Source organism: Sphingobacterium sp. DR205 (assembly GCF_011064245.1).
GTDB lineage: Bacteria > Bacteroidota > Bacteroidia > Sphingobacteriales > Sphingobacteriaceae > Sphingobacterium > Sphingobacterium athyrii.
The window spans coordinates 501,934-522,551 of record NZ_CP049333.1 but is presented as its reverse complement, the minus strand read 5'-3'; the positions used below and the strand labels follow the sequence as shown (position 1 = coordinate 522,551).

The window sequence follows — 20,618 nt, the reverse complement described above, 5'->3', positions numbered from 1 at the left end:
TATGATCAATTGGATAGAATTAAATACGGAAGAACAGTTACAGGAACTTTATCAGTCGGATAAGGTTACCGCTATATTTAAGCACAGTACGACTTGTGGTATCAGCAACATGGCAAAGCGTAGCTTAGAACGTATGTCAAATACATCTGATCGGGATTATTCCATTTACCTGTTAGACTTGTTGCGCTACCGCGCGCTTTCGAATGAAATTGCACAACGGTGGAATATCGAGCATCAATCCCCCCAGATCCTTATTATCGAAGGTAGAAACAGTCTTTACGATGCATCACATGGGGATATTCAATTTGATGAAATTGAAAAATACCTTTAGTTATTTTAGCTTAAACATTTTACCTTCATCATAAGCACTGAGCGTAAGATTATCCCAAGTGATCAATCCATTGGATTTTTTCTTTAATCCACGTGGATTTTTGGCAACGATTACTTGGGATTCCCCAACCACTATAATACTCAACAGCTTTTTCATAACAGCTTTCCCTATATAATACCTTTGATTTATTTATAAATTTCTACTTTTATCTTACCATCCTTGGTTACCGTCCCTCTATACATTCCTTCGGTATTAAATGGCATGGCGACATGACCTTCTTTATCCATAACAATCATTCCACCGTCTCCGCCCATCTTGCCAATCCGATCAATAACCGCTTGACCAGCTTGCCATACATTGTCTCCTTTATATTCCATTAAGGCTGAAACAGAATATGCCGCTACATGACGAATATAAAATTCGCCCCACCCGGTACAGGAAACCGCGCAAGTTGCGTTATTAGCATATGTCCCTGCGCCAATAATTGGTGAATCGCCAACACGACCAAATTTTTTGTTCGTCATCCCACCGGTCGAAGTACCCGCAGCTAAATTCCCCTGATTATCCAATGCGACACAACCCACTGTTCCAAATTTATAGTCCTTATTAAGGATCCCCAAACGGGAACTCTGTTTCTGATCATGATCCAGCTGTGCTTTAGTACTGTCTTCTTTTTTAATTTTTTGCAATGCATCCCAACGCATTTTAGTCCAGAAGTAAGATGGATCCACGAGCTGCAAACCGGCTTCTTTGGCAAACTCTTCGGCTCCTCTGCCCACCATCATGACATGTTCCGATTTTTCCATCACGGCACGCGCCGCAGAAATTGGATTTCTGATGGTTGTAACGCCGGCTACTGCACCAGCAGCTAATGTCTTTCCGTCCATAATCGACGCGTCCAGTTCATTTTTTCCTGCATTCGTAAATACGGCTCCCTTTCCCGCGTTAAACAAGGGAGAATCTTCCATTACATGAATCGCCTGTTCAACGGCATCCAAGCTTGAATTACCTTGCTTCAATTGGTTATAACCAGCTTGTAAAGCCTGCTCTAAAACTGTTTTATAAGCCTTCTCCGTGGAGTCAGTCATATTTTTTTTTAAAATTGTCCCCGCTCCGCCATGGATTGCCAGAACAAATTGCTCTTTCGCCATTTCTTGTGTTTCCTTTCCATCATTATGATTACAGGAAAGTGTCACCGCAGCAGTACCCATAATCACCGCTATCATTGCATGTATCTTCATTTTATTCTTTTATATAACCTGGATTTTGAACCATATTTTTATTAACAAATATTTCATCCGCAGGAATTGGAAAATTGTATTGCGCTTTTGTAGGCTCCAGTATTAATGCTCCTGCCGTATTTACAGCATCTTGAGCTCCTCGACGAACGGGCATTTTCCTTCTTTTTAAATCAAAAAAACGATGTCCCTCAAATGCTAATTCCTTGTAACGCTCAGCCAAAACGGCATCAAGTAGTTCGTCTTCCTGTCGTCAAATTGCTGACGGTGACAGCACCTATGCCCTGCCCCTTCTCATCAAGAATTTTTCCCCGAATAGTTTGTTGTAAGCGCGCGAACGAATAGCCATAACTGGCAGCTGAAGCGGAGTGTCCAGACTTGGCGAGAGCTGGTGATAGATTTAGGGTGAGCGCTAGGGTCATCAGCGCTTGTGCGTGCATGCTACCTCTCATAATATTTGCATTTTGGTCAGTGTTAAAGTCTATCCATGCGGATAACTTTAGCTAACCTAAAATGCAAATAATTATCGAAGAAATGAAATATTTTTTACTTTATTCATCTTCTTTGTCCCACCAGTCCGATGCCTGTAAATCATCTATTTCACGACGATCCTTCTTCGTGGGTCTTCCCGTTCCGCGGTCCCGTTTAAGTACCGGCGCCTGAAACACCGATTTGTAGCCCACAGTCTCTTCCACTGGGGTCTGATCTTCATAAAACTGAACCGCAGTTTTTGCATCCACCCGGCGCTCAAGAAGACCGGTTACCTGCACGACTTTCTTTTCGATTCCTTTTTGGATATGATAGACATCACCAATTTTAACCTCGTAAGAAGGTTTAATATTTTGACCTTTCAGCTTGACCCGTCCCGCCTTACAGGCTTCGGTTGCCAAGGTTCGCGTCTTAAACAATCTTATCGACCATAAATATTTATCAATTCTCAATTTTTCTGATGCTGCAGCCATAGTTCAAAAATAGTTATATTAGCAAATTATCGTGGTATTTCCACCGAAAATTAACATATTTCCCCGATGAATATTTTCTTCATGAGGGGAGAGAACGATAAAGTTGCTTTTAAATGCAACTTTATCTAAGTTTGTACATCAAAATAAACAAATTCAAATAAGCAAACAAATAATATGGTAGAGCCACTTAAAAAATTGATTGAGGAAGCTTGGGAAGATAGACAGTTATTGGAGTATAAAGAATATACAGAAGCAATTCGTACAGTGATTATGAAGCTGGACAGCGGTGAAATCCGTGTAGCTGAAATGATCGGAACGAGATGGCATGTCAATGACTGGATCAAGAAAGCTGTGATCTTGTATTTCCCGATCAATGATATGCGTGAAATGACGGCCGGTCCTTTTGTATTCCATGATAAAATGAAGTTAAAAACGGATTACAAACACACGGGTGTACGTGTTGTTCCCGGAGCTTCTGCACGTCTGGGCGCGTATTTAGCTAAAGGAGTAATCATGATGCCTTCATACGTTAATATCGGTGCTTATGTCGATGAAGGTACGATGGTAGATACTTGGGCGACAGTAGGGTCTTGTGCTCAAATCGGTAAACATGTACACTTAAGTGGCGGCGTTGGTATCGGTGGCGTACTTGAACCTGTTCAAGCTGCTCCAGTTATCATTGAAGACAACGTATTTATCGGATCAAGAGCAATCGTTGTTGAAGGAATTCGTGTAGAAAAAGAAGCCGTATTAGGTGCTAATGTTGTATTGACCGCATCGACAAAAATCATCGATGTTACCGGACCTGAACCAGTGGAATATAAAGGTTACGTGCCTGCACGCTCGGTTGTCATCCCTGGATCTTACACCAAAAAATTTGCTGCGGGCGAGTATCAAGTTCCTTGTGCATTGATCATTGGTCAACGCAAAGAATCTACCGATAAGAAAACTTCATTAAATGATGCTTTGCGTGAGCATAATGTCGCTGTCTAAATTCAAGTCAGAACTAAAGAAATAAAAAATGAGCGCATTCGTGGATCGTGAGGATTTAAACAAGGCGTTGGAAACGCTGAAAGCAGGTGGGTTAATCCTATACCCAACAGATACGATCTGGGGAATAGGCTGTGATGCCACTAATCCGGAAGCTGTAGAGAAAGTCTTTCAATTGAAGGGAAGAGATAAATCCAAGAGTCTGATCGTCCTTTTACATAACGACAACCAATTGGCAAGTTATGTGAACGAAATCCCGGACGTTGCTTATCAGCTTATTGAATATACGGACAAGCCATTGACAATTGTCTATTCGAATGCCAAAAATCTTGCCCCCAATGCCATCGCAGAGGACGGTTCGATTGGCATTCGAATTGTCAAACATCCTTTTTGCGAACAACTTCTACAACGCTTCCGTAAGCCTATTATCTCCACTTCAGCCAATATCAGTGGTGAGCCAACAGCGAAGGATTTTGACGAAATCTCTGAAGAGATCAAAGCAGGTGTAGACTATATTGTCGAATATGATAGGCATGTGAAGACCGATGGTAAATCGTCTACCATCATGAAACTGGATCCGAGCGGTAAATTTGAATTTATTCGAAAGTAGTAGAAAGTTCTCCTGTTTTTTAACAAGTAAAATGCGAGAAACGGTTTTTGTGATCTTGAATACGGCTTAAAAGAGACAGACGATGAAATTGTGCTTGCGCGAACGAAGTAAATATGAGACCAAAGATTATAAATAATTTAAACGGATGAAAAAGATCATTTTATTTTTTGCCCTGGCAATTGCTATAAATACACAATTACATGCGCAAAAAAAGGAGATTCCTTCCGCAAAGCCCGGTGTAAAATATGGAAAGGAAATTCAGGCAAATAAGGCGATTTCTGTTGCTAAACTAGAAAAAGAGCTAAGTAACAAAAATACCTTCACTGGCAAAATTGAAGGTAAGGTTGTTGAAGTCTGTAAGAAGAAAGGTTGTTTCATGACCTTAGCGCGCGATGGGGAAGAGCCTATTATGGTACGTTTTAAAGATTACGGCTTTTTTATGCCTGCTGATATTATCGGTAAAACGGTCGTGGTCGAAGGCGTGGCCAAGCGGAAAGAAACTTCAGTTGCATCACTGCAACATGCCGCAAAAGATCTCGGTAAATCTCAAGCCGAAATAAATCAAATTACTCAGCCAAAAAACGATATTAATATTGTTGCTGACGGAGTACTTGTGGTAAGATGAAAAAATTTCAGACAGCAACTGCCCCATCCATCAATGTAGGTGGACAGCTAATGACATTTGAGAAACCTATAGTGATGGGCATACTCAATGTTACCCCCGACTCCTTTTATGACGGTGGAGATAATACCACTGTGGAGAAAGCCTTGGAAAAAGCAAGTAATCTCTTAGCGGCAGGCGCTCAAATTCTCGATATTGGGGCCTATTCTTCACGTCCCGGCGCTCCATTAATATCTTCTCAGGAAGAAATGGACAGGGCGCTCCCTCCTATCCTGGCAATCAGAGAGGCTTTTCCAGAAGCCATCTTATCCATAGACACTTTTCGGGCAGATGTCGCTGCCGAAGCTATTGACGCAGGTGTACACATCGTCAATGATGTCTCGGGAGGTACGCTTGATGAGGAAATGTTTGCCACTGTAGCCAAATACCAAGTACCTTATATCCTCATGCATATGCGTGGTACTCCCGAAAATATGCAGAAGCAAACGGAGTATACCGATATCGTGACCGATGTTGCTACCTTTCTAGGGGAAAGTGTAGCAAAGTTAAGGGATTTGGGGGTAAAGGACATTATCCTGGATCCCGGGTTCGGCTTTGCGAAAACGATCGACCAAAATTATGAATTACTATACCGAGTCAATGAGCTCCACTATTTTGGTCTTCCAATTTTAGGCGGCATATCACGTAAATCCATGATTTATAAAAAATTGGGTATTACAGCACAGGATGCCCTCAATGGTACAACGGCATTAAATACCTTACTTTTGGAAAGAGGTGTACAGATGCTTCGTGTCCACGATGTCGCAGAGGCAAAACAGCTTGTTGATCTCTTCTATTAGAGAAGTGTGCATACTATTTGTATAAACATCGTTCCGGGTATGTCGTATTTACTTGCCAATAAATGTTGGATCACTTAATGTTCCTATAAAAGCAATAATAGCTAATTTTTCCTGCTCCGTTAATGGAATGCGATTGCCATTTTCCTTTAGGATAGAATCAAGATTTTCTGCATCAAGTACGCCTTTATCGAAATAATCCAAAACGGATCTCAAGGTCGGGAATTGACCAAAACTTCCGTAAGGCGCTGTATAGGCCGCATTTCTTAGAGAGGGAACACGAAAAGCCATTTGATCAGCTTGCCGTCCGGTAACCCGACCACGTCCTGCTTCTTCAGGATTAGGATTCATTGGGAAGCCCACATTTCTAAAGCTCTGATCAGTAAAAAGCTCCGTACCATGACAACTTGCACATTTAGTCTTGAAAGTTGTATACCCTCTCTCCTCTTCCGCTGTAAATCGCTCCCCTTCATTTCTTTTTACACGATCATATTTGCTATTGGCAGAGATCAATGTATACTCGTATTGTGCAATACTGCGATAAATTCGATCAGGTGTTATGCCACCCTCACCGAATGCTTTTTGAAATAAATCTTTGTAATCGGAATCGTCGCCAATCTTACGGATAACCTCTAATATAGAAGAATTCATTTCTTCATGCGTGATGATGGGAACCAATGGTTGCTTTTCCAGCTCAAGAATATTACCGTCCCAATTATAGAATTTCATAAAGGCCAAATTCTGTAAAGGGGGTGTATTCCGCAGTCCAACCCGTCCCTCAATACCTATTGCCTGCATCTTTCCATCAGAAAAAGCCAGGGAAGGATTATGACAACTTGCACATGAAATCGTGTTATTACCACTGAATCTTTTTTCATTGAATAGTTTCTCACCTAATTCCACACCATATTTCGTAGGTCTATTATCTTTTACAGTAGTATTCAGTGCGGGAAAATCTGTAGGTATAAAAAAGGGAATTTCGGGATTGCTATCGTTATCCAACACAAAACTATCCTCTTTGCTACAGGATAAGATAATCAACAAGGTAAACAAAATCCCAATTACGGTTTTCATCTGCATCTCTATTTATTGTAAAATCATCATGGATAGGCTATGTCGTCATGTATACGCTTGCCCTCCATGATGATCAATTGTATAATTTATTTTAGTTTTCGACCTTTTCAATAGAGAACATTCCTGCTCTATCTTCCTTATCGTCTCCGCCAAGATTATTGACATATTCTACCATGACCTCCATACCTTCATGTTGTTGTGGTGCTGTCGCATATTTTGCATTGATGCTGATCTTATTTTTCCCACTAAATAACTTATCAAAATCTGCCTTAATCGTAATTTGGGGTTTGTTACCACCGACAACAAGCCTTGTATCTAAATCCAATGTAATATCACGATAAGCATCTACTCCCTGCACGTAGGTATCTGGTTGCCCAGGCTTTCCATTTAAAGTACTGCCGGTATGAATCGTGAATTTTTTATGATCGTTTTCATAAAACCCCTCCATTTTAGCAAAACGATAACCAGTCGCCCATTGCCACATCATCTCCGTATCATTGGCTTCAGCAGTCGCATAAAATACAGGAAATCTAAACTGATCCAATGTGTTTAATCCCGGCTTTATACCAAGTCCAAATTTTATCTGCTTGTATTCCCCTACGGGTATGTCTGCCAACATGTAATCCAAGCTTGAAAGTTTTGCCTGATTAACCACGGTAGCTCCCTTGTCCAAATCATTTACATTATAAGGAATTTCAGACCCATCGGCTTTCACAAGTCTGATATTGCTAATCACGTACTTTAACTCCGAAAATTGATGCACTTGGCCATCAGCCGATGTATTCGTCGTCGCTACTGGGGAATCTAAGCCCCCCAGCACGATTGTCGTATTTTTAAAAGTATTGTTGAAATGTAAATTAACACTGTTTGCGACATCTTCATTTTTACTACAAGAGATCATGACCAAAGAAATCATTAGGAGTTTAATTGCATTTTTTTTCATGTTATTCTAAGTTTTAAGTTATTTAAAAATTGACTTTTAAGGATGTAAAAATATTCCGTCCCATCCGGGGTATATTTCCCCAATCCGCATAGGTACTATAATATTCATTCAACAGGTTCTCGGCCCCAACCTGAAAGACAGATTTGAACTTGCCGAGGCTGAAACTGTAATCCGCAGATAAGTTCCATATTTTGTAGGAAGCCGTTTGATCTTCACCATAGGCTGGACTGTAATTGGTCTGGGCAAAATCTCCGTTTAAGGAGGTCCGCAAGCCGAGTCTTTTATACCCATAATGCAGTGAAGTCTGATAACTCAGCGGACGTATAAATGGTAGATTCCCGCCTTCATCATCCTTTCCTCTTGCATAGGTAAGCACGCCTTTCCAATGCAGGTTATCCAGGATTTTATAATCTACATTAATAGCTGTATTAAACAGCGTAGCATATTTTAAAGAAGTATAACCTTTTACACCGACGGATTGATAATTCATGGGGCTTCCTAAACTCAAAATCCGCCCGATGATATAATTGTTGATGTAGAAATAGTTAACTTTTGCAGCAATACTTAGCTTCTCAGTCTTGAATCCAACGCTGGCGTTGCCTTCATAAGAAATCTCATTCTTTAGATCGGGGTTCCCGATATAATCATAACGGTCAAAGCTATTGTAGATATAATAGCCATAGGCCTCGGAAACAGAAGGCGCGCGATGGCCAAAACCCGTTCCTAACGAAATATCAAACTGATTTAAGCTTAACTCATAGCTGGCATGTAAGCCCGGAAGCCATCTATTCTTTTTTTGTGATGCTCCGGGATGAAAAATCCAGTTAAATTCCACGTATTTGGAGTAGTTATAGTTCCAGCCTAACGAACCACCGAGATTCACTTTACTCCTTTCTGAAATTTCCCAGGAATTATTCATTGCAATACTTGCAAAACGGGTTGTTACCCAAGGCCAGCTATAAGCAAACATGGTCTGTTTGGAACGATCTTGGGGGTACATTCGCATTTCCGCTATCGAAAGATTATCGTAGGCATTGAACTGTACCTCCGAAGAATATCGGTCTTTCTTTAAATTTATTTTTGACACCAATCCATACGTCGTACTCCATCCGGGCATATCCATGTGTACCAAATTCTCCGGCCGTGTCGTATCATCCATATAGTGCTCCACGGCATTGAAATAAACTTTGGTATCCCATACTTTTACCAATCCTTCCTCAAACAATTGCTTATAGGATGCTGATGTAATAATCGCCCGTGATAACCATAGATCCATCGGTAAAGCTGGGAAGCCAACATCTTTTGCCCGATCAAATATCGCATCTACCCTGATGGCAGAAAGTGGACTTGTCTTATAGGCTAGGCCCAATGATGCATTCAGTTTATTATATTGTGAATGCAGTACTTCCTTGTTGTTTCCGTCATAATAATTACCTGCTTTACGAAAGGCAATGCTACCGTCAGCCACAAAGTTGTCTGTTGAATAGAATAGATTCCCAAGGTTAAATGCCTGTTTATTGTTAAACTCAAAACCTGTCTGATACGCACCACCTACTTTTTGTTGCAGACCAAAAGGCGTACTTCTTCTTTTGAGATCAATACTTCCAGCCACTGTCGCGCCATGCATATTCCCTTCTTGCCCAGATTTAATATCAATGGAAGAGAGGTTGTTCGTTTCCACGTAGGAAGTTATGGGATCCATCTTATCCGTACAGGCGCCAAAAATATGCATACCGTCGATTGTGATTGTAGAACGCTCTGTACTCATGTTGTTCAGTAAAGGTTCCCATGCATAGGCTCCACGCTTAATAAAGCTGATATTGTCTGATGAAGCCAAAAACTCATCGACTGAGACAGCCATCTTCATATCGTTTTCGATTTTTCGTTTGACCGTAGCGTCAACCTTGACTTCCCCCAAACGTCTCGTTGTATCTCTTTTTACCGGAGCAATTTGTCCATTAACATCCAACCCAAGAGAAAGAATAAAAAGAACTAGACTTAATTTCTTCATGACTCTTAGAATAAAATATCGAGATGTAGTTCGCTTTTACGTCCTTCCACTCCCGGTGTAAAATCTTTTGGCACTTCAGTACCACGGATCACCTTTCCCTCTGGGTTCAACAGGATGAAATTTAATGTCCAATTTCCCGTCATGGTATAATTCACAACACCATGGTATAAACCGTCCTTATCCTGTATCAGATCCCTATTGTTAGGAGACGAGTGATTGCCCATGGAAGGTTCAGGCATACGCGGGTCTAACTTCAACGTATAACGCTCAACCTGCGAATAGGAAAATTGCAGTTGATCAGCCGGCCCTTTTGCTGCAGAATCGAGCATTCTATTCAATTTATAGATGCCGGCGACCAATTTATTTTCGGCGACATTTGGCTTCCGCGGAGCAATCAATGCTATGACATACTGCTCATCATCTTTTCCCCTGAACACGGTCATATTGAGATTTTTATTAGTCTGTTGTCTGACCGCCACCTCTTTTATCAGGGAAAAGGTTTGATTGCCGACGGTAAAATTGATATAGAGTGCCCAACTACCCTCAGTACCGCTTTCGCTGGTGAAAACGGTGTAACCTGAAAAATACTTATCCGCTGATTTATAACCGAAATGATACTGATTTGGACACGAACTCTTTTCTCCCATGACAGTGGTCTTGATGGGCAGAAATGTAAGACCCGACACTTCCACAGGAGTATTTGTTTGCGTGTTCTTAATTCTTACGCGGATATCATTATAGCCGCGATATAATACGCCGTTCAGCGCTTCTATACTGACCGTGTAAGCAGAGGTTACAACATTTGAAACCTCCTTAAATTCATTATTCTCTTCAATTACTTCTCCCCTTTCGGCTTCATAATTTGTTTTTCCCTTTGTACATGATCCGAGAAAGACACACGCAAGAGCAGCATAAAAACCTATTGTTTTTATCAATATACTTACCTTCATAAAAATACCATGTTAGCTTAGTTAACAGGTGAGGTTTATAACACAGGTTCAAGCATGGTTAGAAGAAAACATAGAAATTTTTCCAAATTACCCGGAACCCGTCGTCCAAAAACCGACAACCTGTTCAAATAAAATTTTCATCCGCTTAAATTTTATTCAGTAGTGATGAAGCGATCAGATTTATTCATCGAGGGTGCGTTCTAAGCTGCATTCTTGAGCTTGCTTCGCCGGGTTATCGTTCCCTTATACGATTGAATAAATCACGATGGTTTCATTGGAATAAATTATACTTTATAGCCGATGAAGCGATCATGAGCATATACATATCACTATCAGCTAGCGACATACATGTCATGATGATTTCTAAAAATGGATTTAAACTAATGGAGGGTGAAAAATTGTGAAGATTGGTCTGTAAGAATAATTTTCGTTGTATTCTGGGAACGGGCGTTCCGCAGCATCTTCCTGAAATAAAGAAGAAATCTTAAAATCAAAATTTTGAGTATTATTGATAAAAACAACATCAATAATACGTGATTCCAGGTTCTTTTGCTCCTTCTCTTCGTGCTCACGCATTTTCTTCATCAAGATACATTGGCCTCTACACGAGAGCGCCTTTTCGTTGAAACGGTTGATACATTCGTAACGGGCAATGTAATCTCGATTCAGCTCAAAAATGGACCATAGCCATACTGTTGAGAAACTCTGGAGGAGCATCAAAGGCAATAAAATCCATATGAACTGTTTAGCTTTCATCTTGTGAGTTCGGCAAATATATAAATGAATCCCCGAATACACAAATTCATCAGGAACAATAAAAGCCCTGAGTAAAGTCTTACCCAGGGCCTGAAAAATTAAAAAGCTGCTTATTTTGATACCACCGTAAGCACCGCTTTTTTATTACCCGCTGTTAAATCCAGCGTAAATAGATACGTTTTTCCAGCTTCCAACGTTTTACCTGTTTTGATACCCAAGTTTCCGGAATCACGCCCATTTTTACCGTCACCAATAAAAATTAGATCGCTTGACGTCGTCACATCCGTACCCCCGAACTCTCCGCCCCAGCCTTTTTGGTGAAAGAACTTAAAGTTGATATTATTGGTATTGATTGATTCGCCTGCTTTCAGTGTAATTTGGTACTTTTTATTACCTAATGGAGCTAAACAGAGGGCTTTATCGGTATTCCAACCAACCTGATTACTGGAAACTTTTGGCTTTCCAACGCCTTCTCCAATTATCCATACGGCTCCGGTACCATCTTCCTGCAATTTAGCAAGATCATTTCCGGCCATGGCCTCAACCACGAAGTATTTTAGCGCGAAGTCTGCAGTAATGCGGTATTTCCCTGTTATTCCTTTAAACGATATGACCCCATCGGCGGCTCGCGTAAAGAAGTCAGGGTCAATCCACCAATCTTGTAGATCCGCAATACCTTCAAAAGTTGCTGTCTCCCCTTGATTCAACACCATTTCAACTTTAGAATGCGTATCATCAAGACGGCCGAACAACGATCCATTAAGCAGCACGAAAATAAATGGAGAGGCTTGAAACGTCAATGTATTAAATTGTATCGGGTATACACCAGATGTTGAATTTGAAAACGGGATTTCAGCTGTAGAACCAAAATCAACAGCATTATTAACCCATCCAAAACTCATGGCATTCCCCTGTTCGCCAACCTTTGGGGCTTGGATATAACCCTTTACTTCAGCCGAAAAATTCTCCTTGGCGGCATATTGATTCCGCCCGGTTTTCTCCATCCGATAGGACTTTGATTCGGTAACCAATGTGAGGTAAGGAAAGTCCGGACGACTTAAATCTATATCAAAAGATTGTTCTGTTTTCTTTTGACTAATATTCTGTAAAACAAACTTAATGGTCGCTTTCCCATCTGGAATGTCTTTCAAAAAAGGGACATAAATTTTTCCGCTATAGTCGCCATTCTCTTTTGTACGAATCGTCGTTTCGGTAACCTTATCGTCTGTAAAATATAATTGAGCTTTCAGCGTAGACAAAGCTACTTCGCTATCCGATACACGAACATTAAAGACTAAACTATCACCAAAATGAGCAGCAGAAATAGCTGATTTCAATTCTATTTTTGGATCACCGATTTGATACACAAATTTTTCATCCTTTTTACAAGAACTTACCACAGCTATTGTTCCCAATAGTATATTGATGAGATAACTTTTCATAATCCCAATATTTAGTTTTTCCAACGATAAGAGACGACTGAATTTGCAGGAACCTCGTAGTTAAAATGATTTTTACCATCTGCCAACGTGATTTTACGGTTGTCGTTCGATTCATTCAATAACACGACAGCATAGCTTCCGTCTGTATTCTGAAAGGCACTATAGACCAGTCCTGCAGCGGTATATCCTGTAGCGCCAATGCGTGTCGCACCGGACTTAACCACGGATGACAGATGTCCTACAATATAATAATGCGAGTTGCGCGTGATACTCCTGTAATTTGACTTGCTAATATCGACAGCGCCATAACAGGTTTGACAACCGCCTTCGCGATTTGGGCCCTTATCGGTATCCAACATCAAATTCCAAACAATAACACCCTTGCTCCAATTGTTTACAGTCCCTAACGCTACTTCGCGCATATCTTCCATTAAACGCTTGTCAAGGTTACGCCCATCATTCCATTCCCCGATGGATGTTTCTGTAAAGACCAGATCTTTATCCGGACGCTGATTATGAATATCAATTAACTCCGCTTTATCACCACCATAGTTGTGATAAGCTGCGCCAGCGATAAAAGAAGCGGCACCGGCATCATTATAGATTTTGATGGGGTAATCTTCCTGATCGGCCATATTATCGTAATTATAATTATGGTCGAATGCATAGATCTTCGTAGCAATACTGGCCGCCTTAAGTTGTGGGCCTAGAGATTGTTTGATAAATGCTTGTTGCTCCTGCCACGACATGTACATTGAAGCAGAATTTTTCCGATTCAATGGCTCGTTTTGAACGGTAATTGAATAAATATTAATGCCCTCTTTCTTCATTGCCTGAAGCCATTGGACAAAATACCAACCGTAATCCTGATAGTACTTAGGATTTAATTGACCGCTGGTCCAAGAATCAAAAGGTTTCAAATCTGTCAGATTATCGACCTTCATCCATTTTGGCGGAGTCCATGGCGATCCCATAATTTTGACATTTGGGTTGATGGCTAGAATCTCCTTCAGCACAGGAATAACATATTGCGTTTCTTCTGACTGCAATCCAAAATTTTCCTTTCCTTCTTTGTCCCAACAGGTATACTCGCTCAATGAAAAATCAGAACATCCGATAGCAATACGGATGTAACTCATGCCCATACCATCTTTATCGGAGAAAGTCTCCGTGAGAAATTTCGTCCGATCCTCCTTACTCATTTTCATCAGATTATAACAGGTAGAACCGGTGATAGCCGCACCAAATCCATCCATTGTCTGAAATTTCTGATCAGGATTTAAGGTAATCGTATTGGGCGACATGTTAAACTTTGTACTAAAATCGACATACTTTTTTGTCAGATCATAGGCTCGACTTGTATTGGTCGTTACAATAGTGACATCGCCAGATTTTTTGATATCATCGCCTTGAGAAGGTATATAGCTATCTCGTTTACAAGATGTTGCCGTGATCAAACAGGACAACAAGAATGTATATATCATAGTGTTATTATTACGTTTCATAAAATTAAAATAATTAGTATCCCGGATTCTGAACTAAGTTAGGATTCTGGTCAATTTTAGGTTGCGGAATCGGCAGACGGTAGGAATTCTTTGTGAACGGATATACCCGCGCCTTTCTTCCTGAGTCTTTCGCATACACGGCATTCATGACAGTTTCCACCTTATCCAAACGAACCAGATCAAACCAACGCTGTCCTTCGAAGGCTAATTCTAAGCGACGCTCTTTTAAATATGCTTCCAGCAAAGCATCTTTATTCGCACGAACTCCAGCGGATAATTTGGGTAATTTTACACGTGTACGGATCTTATCAATAATGTCAGCTGCCCCCGAAAGATCGGTTCCCTGTTGGATTAACGCTTCGGCTTTCAATAACAAAATATCCGCGTAGCGGAGCTTGACAATGCTACTCATGCCCGAACGCAACTTAAACATAAAAGGATAATGGCTTGATGGGTAATAGTTGCTCCAGGTTGTTGTATAATAAACAATAGATTGTGCCATCCGAATTTGGTCTGCTTCATTCGTATATGCTTGTATCAAATCACGAGATGGTGTGACCCATTTGGCCCATGTAAATGCATTGTCGTAATTGGACAGGTCGCGACCAAACATCCAGGTCGCCCAGTTTCCAGATCCAGGCATAAATTGCGCCTCTAAAATTGATTCTTTTGTATTTCGTTGCGCTAAGTCCGTCTTGGCGGCGTTCAATTCATATAAATCCCCATAATTAGAATTCAAATCAAATCCATCTCCAGTCAATGCATCCGCATACTGAATAACTTTATTATAATCCCGGAGGGGTTTTTCCGCATAGAGTTTTGCCAACATTGCCCGAGCTACAGACTTTGTAAACAAAGTCTTATTCGCATTGTTATTGACCGGGGCATCAACCAAGGCCTCCAAAAGATCCTTCTCGATCTGTTTATGCGCTTCCTCTTCAGTCGCCTGCTTGGGGAAGTACTCCGGATATACCGTTTCGATATTTTCTGCGGTAATATCTTTTCCTTGAGTTGTAATTACTGGGATAGATCCAAATATGCGCACCATATCAAACATCGCCAGTGCCCGAAAGATTTTACCCTGCGCCTTGTAAACTTTAATGTCAGCGTCACTAATGGATTTATCCGCAACACTATCGACATTGATGATTAAACGGTTGGCCCGCGCAATATCTTCCAGATAACGTGCCCAATCTCGATCAACAACGGAGTTCGATCCCTCAATAGAATTATTCTCAAATGGTACAACTTCGGCACCTGTTGTTCCCGCGTACGCATTATCAGCATGGGAATCGCCGATCAGCAATAGATCCAGGTACCAATGTTCTTGCCTATCTCGCATCTGTTGGTAAATCCCAGAGAGAAAATTATCAACCTCGCTTTTGTTTTTAAAGACGATCTGTGTTCCATTTTCAGTTTTACCCTGACTAACATCTGTATAACTGTCCAGTGGATCGCGATTTAGCGAGCAAGAAGCCAGCAACAATCCTGTCATGAACAACGGTAAAACGTATTTAATATTTGTTTTTTTCATCACCATTCAATTAAAATTCTACATTTACACCAAGTACAAAAGATCTATTTTGCGGATATGTCCCCCAATCGAGACCTTGTACTCTTCCCGAATTTCCCCACTGGTTTACCTCCGGATCCATGCCTGAATATTTAGTTAGCGTAAATAGGTTACTGGCCGAAAAATAAGGCTGAATCTTTTTTATTCCAATCTTTTTCAAACGTTCAGGTGCTATAGAATAGCCCAATGAAATATTTTTTACGCGCAAATAGCTTCCATCTTCCACAAAATAAGATGAGTTTTTAATATCAAAGCCTGCTTTGGGCACATGTGTAATCTGTCCCGGAACGCGCCAGCGATCGAGTACAACGGTTGTTTGATTACGACCATCATACATTCCCTCTGTTTCCATTCGGCTCGCGTTGAAAATGTCATTACCATAAGTACCCTGAAGAAATATACTTAAGTCAAAATTTTTCCAGGAAAAGCTATTTGTCAATCCATATACAAATTTTGGATTGGGATCTCCAATATAAGTCAGGTCGGAAGGGGATGTTTTGCCATCACCATTCAAATCTCTATACATCAATTCGCCTGTCTCCGGATTTACACCATCAGAGATATAACCGTAAAATCCACCTAAAGATCTTCCGGGTTCGTTCCTAACGACAGTTGCATTGACTAGATTATTTGTAACCGCATCGTTGTAGATTTTTGTAAAGACGAGCTTGTCCAGACGGTTCTTATTAAAGGAAATATTAAAATCTGTATTCCATGTAAAATCTCCTGTTAGATTCTTGGAGTTGATTCCGATCTCAAATCCTTTATTGGTCATCTCGCCCTCGTTCCGTTTAATTGTACTCGCCGAAGAGGACCCTGTAGGTAAGCTCACTTCCATCAACATATCTGTTGTTTTTTTATGGTAGTAATCTAAGGTCAGGTTCAATCTGTTATTTAATGTAGAAAAATCAATCCCCACATTTGCCTGGGTAGTCGTTTCCCATTTTAAATCTGTCGCTCTCAATGTAGTCGAATTTCCAATATTCGGCGGAGAATATTGGTATTTGTCCTCAAACCAAGGTAAACGCTGAATCACATTGAACGAAAGATAGGAATAGTCGCCAAGTCCGGATTGGTTACCAGTCTGCCCCCATCCTCCACGTATTTTCAGCTCATTGATCCAGTCTACATCTTTCATAAAATCCTCCGCTGATAAGCGCCATGCTGCCGATACCGAAGGGAAATATCCCCATCGACCAGAAGGGCTTAATTTAGACGATCCATCCGCACGCATATTTGCAGTTACAAGGTATTTTCCGTCATAATTGTACATCGCACGGGCAAAATAGGATAGGATGGCCCAATTGGATGCCCCGGAGCCAGTTCTATCCCATGAAATCTTGTTTGCCGCATTGAGTGTCTGTATGATACCATTAGCATAATTCGAACCATAAATATAACTATTAGAATATTTGGAATCTGTCCAGGATGACCCTGCCATCGTTTCCAAGCTATGTTTTCCAAAGCTTCTGCTGTAAGTCAGCACATTGTCCCAGGTCAATACCGTGTTTGTGTTGCGTGCGTCAGAGGCTTCTCCAAACTGATTTCTACCCTGTTGTGTAATCCAGGGATCTAAAAATGTTGTCAGTACGCCCGACCGTCTGTCCATTGAAAATGAAGACTTCCAGGTTAAATTGGGCATAAAGGATATCAATACGCTTCCTGTCGCCAATAACCTATTCTCACGATTATTGTTATTCTTGGTTCGTTCGAGATTTTCTAAAGGGCTGTTGATATTTAGCCCATTGAAATTGGTATTGTACCGATCAGGAAACAAAGGATCCCATATAGGAGCATAAGTTGGTGTATTGATGATCGAAGTAACTACTCCACCTCGATTAGATCCATTGCCTGATATAATTCCATTGGTATTGTAATCCGCATAAGATATATTAGCGTTAACCTTCATCCATTTTTTCACCTGATTATCTATATTCGCTTTGAAGTTATAACGTCTAAAAAAGGAGCCCTGCAGCGTGCCTTTCTCTGTCAGATACCCCCCACCCAAATAATAGCGTAATTTCTCGTTACCATCGGAGATTGATAACTGATAATTCTGTTGAACTCCGGTTTGATAGGTTTCCTTAAACCAGTCTGTTTGATCAGTAAGCCCTTCAGGCAGCTTAACATAACCTGTCTCATCCATCAACTCTTTGTATTGTGCGGTATTCAGGACTTTTACGGTATTATTAACCACATTTGCTGTAGCTTGTGCTCCTAAGGTAATTTTAGCTTCCCCAGCTTTTCCGGATTTTGTGGTCACAAGAATAACACCATTTGCTCCGCGCGATCCATATATAGCTGCAGAAGAGGCATCTTTTAAAATCTGAATGTCCGTAATATCACTTGGTGATAAAAATTTGATGTCCTCAACAGGTAATCCATCGACAACATAAAGCGGGTCGTTTGATCCATTAAAAGACGTCGTCCCACGGACTTTAATTGACATTTCACCACCCGGTGCTCCATTGGGTTGAATCACAGATACACCTGCCGCCTTGCCTTGTATGGCCTGACCCAAACTTACGACCGGTCTCTTTTCCAAATCTTTGGTCGATACGGAAGAAATTGCAGTGGTTACGTCCTTCCGTTTTACGGAACCGTAGCCGATGACAATAACATCTTCAAGGACATTGGTAGCTGAATTTAATTGAACAGTCATGGTACTATTGGCCGGCAATTCTTTGTTGTCATAGCCAATAAAACTAAATTGAAGAATGCTGCCTTGTGGAGCCGAAATCTGGAAACGACCTTCTCCATTACTGGAAACCGCATTGCTGGTACCTTTCTGTGTTATCGTTACACCTGTGAGTGGTTTCTGATCCTGCGCATCCAGCACCCGCCCACTGACCTGAATGCGGTCCTGTGCAAATACCGAATTCAACCAGGTACACAAGAAAATCAGCCCCATGGAAAAGGTTACTTTTCGAATAAAGTAAATCATATGAAATAAAAAAATTGGTTATTGTTTTGTCTTTGGTTATTCCAAATTGCGAGGAGTTTCCCCTGCTCCATCGCTCAAAACAAAACTAGCAGGACCTAAACAGGAAAAAAAGTGAAGGTACTCAAAAAGTACCTGACTAAAATCGTAAAACACTTAAAAACAGTATATTGAAAAAATAAATACAATGTAAAAAGTACTTAAAAGAGATACTATCCACTCCTACATTATTATTTTTTTGGTATTTTCAGTGCTTATTAAGGTCGATCGATAGTTGCAATTTGACAAACAGAAGCCTCAAAGTCATCGCGATGACCGGCTGCTTTGTTACGTACCTTGGTCCTATAGTTATAAACTGTACGAAGGGAGTACCTCAGAAAGCTGGCAATCTTAACCGAGTCATCTATTCCTAAACGAATCAGAGCAAAGATACGCAGTTCCGTATTGAGCAGTTCGTTCTTCTTCGGATATATCTTCTCGTCCTCCTGAAGAAGGGCATTAAATTCATCAACAAAGGTTGGATAAAGGTTCAAAAAGATCCGATCAAAATTGATATAAAGTTGTTGTATCTCCCTTTCTTCCATCTGTGTCGATTTCAATTGCTCCCGAATTGCTTCCCACTGATGGTTGGATGCTTTTTTCAGCAATGCTTTTCGTATATCCTCCATTTTGTCGATATAGCTTGAACACATATCAAAAAATTGCGCAATATACTCTTCTTTAATGTGATTGGATTCGGAGAGTTTTAAATTCGTTTGATTGATTTCAGTGTTCAATGACCGCAACTGCTGATTGGTTCCCGACAGTTCGGATCTGATCCTGCGCAAGTGCTGTACTTGACGATATATCACAATCAAGCCAATAATTACACCGACCAATAAAATACTGACCACAACAACCAAGGCGATCAATTGCTTATTCTGGCTATTGATTTTCTGTTGGTATGCTGCGTTAATGATCGGGTAGGAAGAAGTACCTTCGATAATCCGATAACGTACTTTACACAGCATCGCGTCATCAATCGCCTTTTCAATATATCGAAAGGCACGATCAAAATCCTGTTTGTCATAATAAGTTAGTGCTAAATCATGAAATGACGCATTGTCTCGATTTGCCATCTCAATATCCGCACTTGCCGACACAGCCAGATAATAAAGTTGATCGGCCGTATTTTTTTCATATTTATAGATCAGGCTAATAAAATAGGACAATAGGGCGCGCTGCTCCAAGTCTTTCTGACTTTCCGTCCAGAGCTTGAAAAATTGCTTTTTTGCATCTTCCCGACTGCCATTAAATAAGGTCTTTATTGCAATGGTCGTCCGATATTCCAATGAAGATTTCGGTAAAACCTGTAATAGTGAATCGCGATAACGTTCACTCGCCTGATAATATTCCTGTCGGTTGTTACTTTGTCCGTAATGACTATAAAATGAGCTATAGGTATCGTAATATTTGGCTAAAAGTTTGTTACCAAGGCCCGCGGGACTAATCTCATGCAACAATTTTGACGCTTCAATATAACGTCCAATCGTCGAATAAACCCAGGCTAAATCTAGCTGAATAACGGTATGCAGTGAATCATTGTTGGCCGGAGCTAATTTTTGGCAAAGCGTGATATAGGTAAGTGCGGCATCGGAATCGAATTTTTTGTAGTTCTCAAAAATTTCATAATTCTTCTGAAAAAAAAGGTTCTGATCAGCTTCAAGTGATTTTGCTTCCTGCTTTAGTTTATCCAATTTATCTTCCCTATTCTTAACGTACATCTTCTGATTTTCCATTAGATATTCTAACCTTTGAAAAATCTTTGTACTATCCGAATAGTTCTGAGCAGATA

Annotated in this window: 20 protein-coding genes; 5 read left to right on the top strand and 15 right to left on the bottom strand. The window is 40.6% G+C overall.

Going from position 1 to position 20,618, the window contains the following annotated elements:
• The first annotated feature begins 1 nt into the window (after position 1).
• Entirely contained in the window at positions 2-331 is a 330-nt protein-coding gene (gene ytxJ, locus G6053_RS02090; protein ID WP_206531855.1) for a bacillithiol system redox-active protein YtxJ, read from the top strand.
• Here the strand turns inward: ytxJ and G6053_RS02085 are convergent, their stop codons facing one another.
• The 5 genes from G6053_RS02085 to G6053_RS02065 form a co-directional block, all read right to left on the bottom strand.
• Entirely contained in the window at positions 332-487 is a 156-nt protein-coding gene (locus tag G6053_RS02085; RefSeq protein ID WP_165305425.1) for a hypothetical protein, read from the bottom strand.
• Between the two features lie 29 nt (positions 488-516).
• Positions 517-1,572: an isoaspartyl peptidase/L-asparaginase gene (locus G6053_RS02080; protein ID WP_165305424.1), complete on the bottom strand. Its 1,056-nt coding sequence runs from the start codon at positions 1,570-1,572 to the stop codon at positions 517-519.
• A 1-nt stretch (position 1,573) separates the two neighbouring features.
• Positions 1,574-1,792 carry a RagB/SusD family nutrient uptake outer membrane protein gene (locus tag G6053_RS02075; RefSeq protein WP_165305423.1) on the bottom strand — a complete coding sequence of 73 codons (219 nt, stop codon included), beginning with the start codon at positions 1,790-1,792 and terminating at the stop codon, positions 1,574-1,576.
• A 7-nt stretch (positions 1,793-1,799) separates the two neighbouring features.
• The gene (locus tag G6053_RS02070) at positions 1,800-2,021 is read right to left on the bottom strand and encodes a hypothetical protein (RefSeq protein WP_165305422.1); all 222 of its coding nucleotides are present in this window, start codon (positions 2,019-2,021) and stop codon (positions 1,800-1,802) included.
• A gap of 99 nt (positions 2,022-2,120) precedes the next feature.
• Positions 2,121-2,531 carry an RNA-binding S4 domain-containing protein gene (locus G6053_RS02065; protein ID WP_108636323.1) on the bottom strand — a complete coding sequence of 137 codons (411 nt, stop codon included), beginning with the start codon at positions 2,529-2,531 and terminating at the stop codon, positions 2,121-2,123.
• A 174-nt stretch (positions 2,532-2,705) separates the two neighbouring features.
• Between G6053_RS02065 and G6053_RS02060 the strand changes: the two genes are divergently transcribed.
• From G6053_RS02060 to folP, 4 genes are all read left to right on the top strand, one after another.
• Positions 2,706-3,524, top strand: coding sequence for a 2,3,4,5-tetrahydropyridine-2,6-dicarboxylate N-succinyltransferase (locus G6053_RS02060; RefSeq protein ID WP_108636324.1), 819 nt, complete (start codon positions 2,706-2,708; stop codon positions 3,522-3,524).
• Between the two features lie 28 nt (positions 3,525-3,552).
• The gene (locus tag G6053_RS02055; RefSeq protein WP_165305421.1) at positions 3,553-4,131 is read left to right on the top strand and encodes an L-threonylcarbamoyladenylate synthase; all 579 of its coding nucleotides are present in this window, start codon (positions 3,553-3,555) and stop codon (positions 4,129-4,131) included.
• Between the two features lie 145 nt (positions 4,132-4,276).
• The gene (locus G6053_RS02050; protein WP_108636326.1) at positions 4,277-4,756 is read left to right on the top strand and encodes a DUF4920 domain-containing protein; all 480 of its coding nucleotides are present in this window, start codon (positions 4,277-4,279) and stop codon (positions 4,754-4,756) included.
• Positions 4,753-5,592: a dihydropteroate synthase gene (gene folP / locus G6053_RS02045; protein WP_165305420.1), complete on the top strand. Its 840-nt coding sequence runs from the start codon at positions 4,753-4,755 to the stop codon at positions 5,590-5,592. Before G6053_RS02050 ends, folP begins: the two co-directional genes overlap by 4 nt.
• Before the next feature lie 48 nt (positions 5,593-5,640).
• On the opposite strand, the gene G6053_RS02040 is transcribed toward folP, so the two are convergent.
• The 10 genes from G6053_RS02040 to G6053_RS01995 all read right to left on the bottom strand — a co-directional run bounded on the left by G6053_RS02040 (position 5,641) and on the right by G6053_RS01995 (position 20,562).
• Positions 5,641-6,663 (bottom strand): cytochrome c peroxidase, encoded by a 1,023-nt coding sequence (locus G6053_RS02040; protein ID WP_206531854.1) that lies wholly within the window; start codon positions 6,661-6,663, stop codon positions 5,641-5,643.
• Between the two features lie 91 nt (positions 6,664-6,754).
• Positions 6,755-7,606, bottom strand: coding sequence for an MbnP family protein (locus tag G6053_RS02035; protein ID WP_108636329.1), 852 nt, complete (start codon positions 7,604-7,606; stop codon positions 6,755-6,757).
• 22 nt (positions 7,607-7,628) lie between these two features.
• The gene (locus G6053_RS02030) at positions 7,629-9,617 is read right to left on the bottom strand and encodes a TonB-dependent receptor (protein ID WP_108636330.1); all 1,989 of its coding nucleotides are present in this window, start codon (positions 9,615-9,617) and stop codon (positions 7,629-7,631) included.
• A gap of 5 nt (positions 9,618-9,622) precedes the next feature.
• Positions 9,623-10,567 (bottom strand): hypothetical protein, encoded by a 945-nt coding sequence (locus tag G6053_RS02025; RefSeq protein WP_108636331.1) that lies wholly within the window; start codon positions 10,565-10,567, stop codon positions 9,623-9,625.
• A gap of 375 nt (positions 10,568-10,942) precedes the next feature.
• Complete coding sequence (locus tag G6053_RS02020) at positions 10,943-11,323, bottom strand: hypothetical protein (RefSeq protein ID WP_108636332.1); 381 nt, start codon at positions 11,321-11,323, stop codon at positions 10,943-10,945.
• A 110-nt stretch (positions 11,324-11,433) separates the two neighbouring features.
• Positions 11,434-12,765, bottom strand: a complete 1,332-nt coding sequence (locus tag G6053_RS02015) for a DUF5125 domain-containing protein (protein WP_165305419.1) — start codon at positions 12,763-12,765, stop codon at positions 11,434-11,436.
• An 11-nt stretch (positions 12,766-12,776) separates the two neighbouring features.
• Positions 12,777-14,249 carry a glycoside hydrolase family 30 beta sandwich domain-containing protein gene (locus tag G6053_RS02010; RefSeq protein WP_108636393.1) on the bottom strand — a complete coding sequence of 491 codons (1,473 nt, stop codon included), beginning with the start codon at positions 14,247-14,249 and terminating at the stop codon, positions 12,777-12,779.
• Positions 14,250-14,283: 34 nt separating this feature from the next.
• Complete coding sequence (locus G6053_RS02005; protein WP_108636394.1) at positions 14,284-15,804, bottom strand: RagB/SusD family nutrient uptake outer membrane protein; 1,521 nt, start codon at positions 15,802-15,804, stop codon at positions 14,284-14,286.
• A 10-nt stretch (positions 15,805-15,814) separates the two neighbouring features.
• A complete protein-coding gene (locus tag G6053_RS02000) occupies positions 15,815-18,787 on the bottom strand; it encodes a TonB-dependent receptor (RefSeq protein WP_108636334.1) in 2,973 nt (990 codons plus the stop codon).
• Between the two features lie 254 nt (positions 18,788-19,041).
• Complete coding sequence (locus G6053_RS01995) at positions 19,042-20,562, bottom strand: DUF6377 domain-containing protein (protein WP_146191132.1); 1,521 nt, start codon at positions 20,560-20,562, stop codon at positions 19,042-19,044.
• Positions 20,563-20,618: the final 56 nt, after the last annotated feature.

What these genes read in the sequence shown, in the direction of transcription:
- G6053_RS02080 (WP_165305424.1), bottom strand. Translation starts at nt 1,572, where the DNA reads ATGAAGATACATGCAATGATAGCGGTGATTATGGGTACTGCTGCGGTG.
- G6053_RS02015 (WP_165305419.1), bottom strand. Translation starts at nt 12,765, where the DNA reads ATGAAAAGTTATCTCATCAATATACTATTGGGAACAATAGCTGTGGTA.
- G6053_RS02020 (WP_108636332.1), bottom strand. Translation starts at nt 11,323, where the DNA reads ATGAAAGCTAAACAGTTCATATGGATTTTATTGCCTTTGATGCTCCTC.
- G6053_RS02050 (WP_108636326.1), top strand. Translation starts at nt 4,277, where the DNA reads ATGAAAAAGATCATTTTATTTTTTGCCCTGGCAATTGCTATAAATACA.
- G6053_RS02040 (WP_206531854.1), bottom strand. Translation starts at nt 6,663, where the DNA reads ATGAAAACCGTAATTGGGATTTTGTTTACCTTGTTGATTATCTTATCC.
- G6053_RS02085 (WP_165305425.1), bottom strand. Translation starts at nt 487, where the DNA reads ATGAAAAAGCTGTTGAGTATTATAGTGGTTGGGGAATCCCAAGTAATC.
- G6053_RS02060 (WP_108636324.1), top strand. Translation starts at nt 2,706, where the DNA reads ATGGTAGAGCCACTTAAAAAATTGATTGAGGAAGCTTGGGAAGATAGA.
- G6053_RS01995 (WP_146191132.1), bottom strand. Translation starts at nt 20,562, where the DNA reads ATGGAAAATCAGAAGATGTACGTTAAGAATAGGGAAGATAAATTGGAT.
- G6053_RS02055 (WP_165305421.1), top strand. Translation starts at nt 3,553, where the DNA reads ATGAGCGCATTCGTGGATCGTGAGGATTTAAACAAGGCGTTGGAAACG.
- G6053_RS02070 (WP_165305422.1), bottom strand. Translation starts at nt 2,021, where the DNA reads ATGAGAGGTAGCATGCACGCACAAGCGCTGATGACCCTAGCGCTCACC.
- folP (WP_165305420.1), top strand. Translation starts at nt 4,753, where the DNA reads ATGAAAAAATTTCAGACAGCAACTGCCCCATCCATCAATGTAGGTGGA.
- G6053_RS02005 (WP_108636394.1), bottom strand. Translation starts at nt 15,804, where the DNA reads ATGAAAAAAACAAATATTAAATACGTTTTACCGTTGTTCATGACAGGA.
- G6053_RS02000 (WP_108636334.1), bottom strand. Translation starts at nt 18,787, where the DNA reads ATGATTTACTTTATTCGAAAAGTAACCTTTTCCATGGGGCTGATTTTC.
- ytxJ (WP_206531855.1), top strand. Translation starts at nt 2, where the DNA reads ATGATCAATTGGATAGAATTAAATACGGAAGAACAGTTACAGGAACTT.
- G6053_RS02025 (WP_108636331.1), bottom strand. Translation starts at nt 10,567, where the DNA reads ATGAAGGTAAGTATATTGATAAAAACAATAGGTTTTTATGCTGCTCTT.
- G6053_RS02030 (WP_108636330.1), bottom strand. Translation starts at nt 9,617, where the DNA reads ATGAAGAAATTAAGTCTAGTTCTTTTTATTCTTTCTCTTGGGTTGGAT.
- G6053_RS02035 (WP_108636329.1), bottom strand. Translation starts at nt 7,606, where the DNA reads ATGAAAAAAAATGCAATTAAACTCCTAATGATTTCTTTGGTCATGATC.
- G6053_RS02010 (WP_108636393.1), bottom strand. Translation starts at nt 14,249, where the DNA reads ATGATATATACATTCTTGTTGTCCTGTTTGATCACGGCAACATCTTGT.
- G6053_RS02065 (WP_108636323.1), bottom strand. Translation starts at nt 2,531, where the DNA reads ATGGCTGCAGCATCAGAAAAATTGAGAATTGATAAATATTTATGGTCG.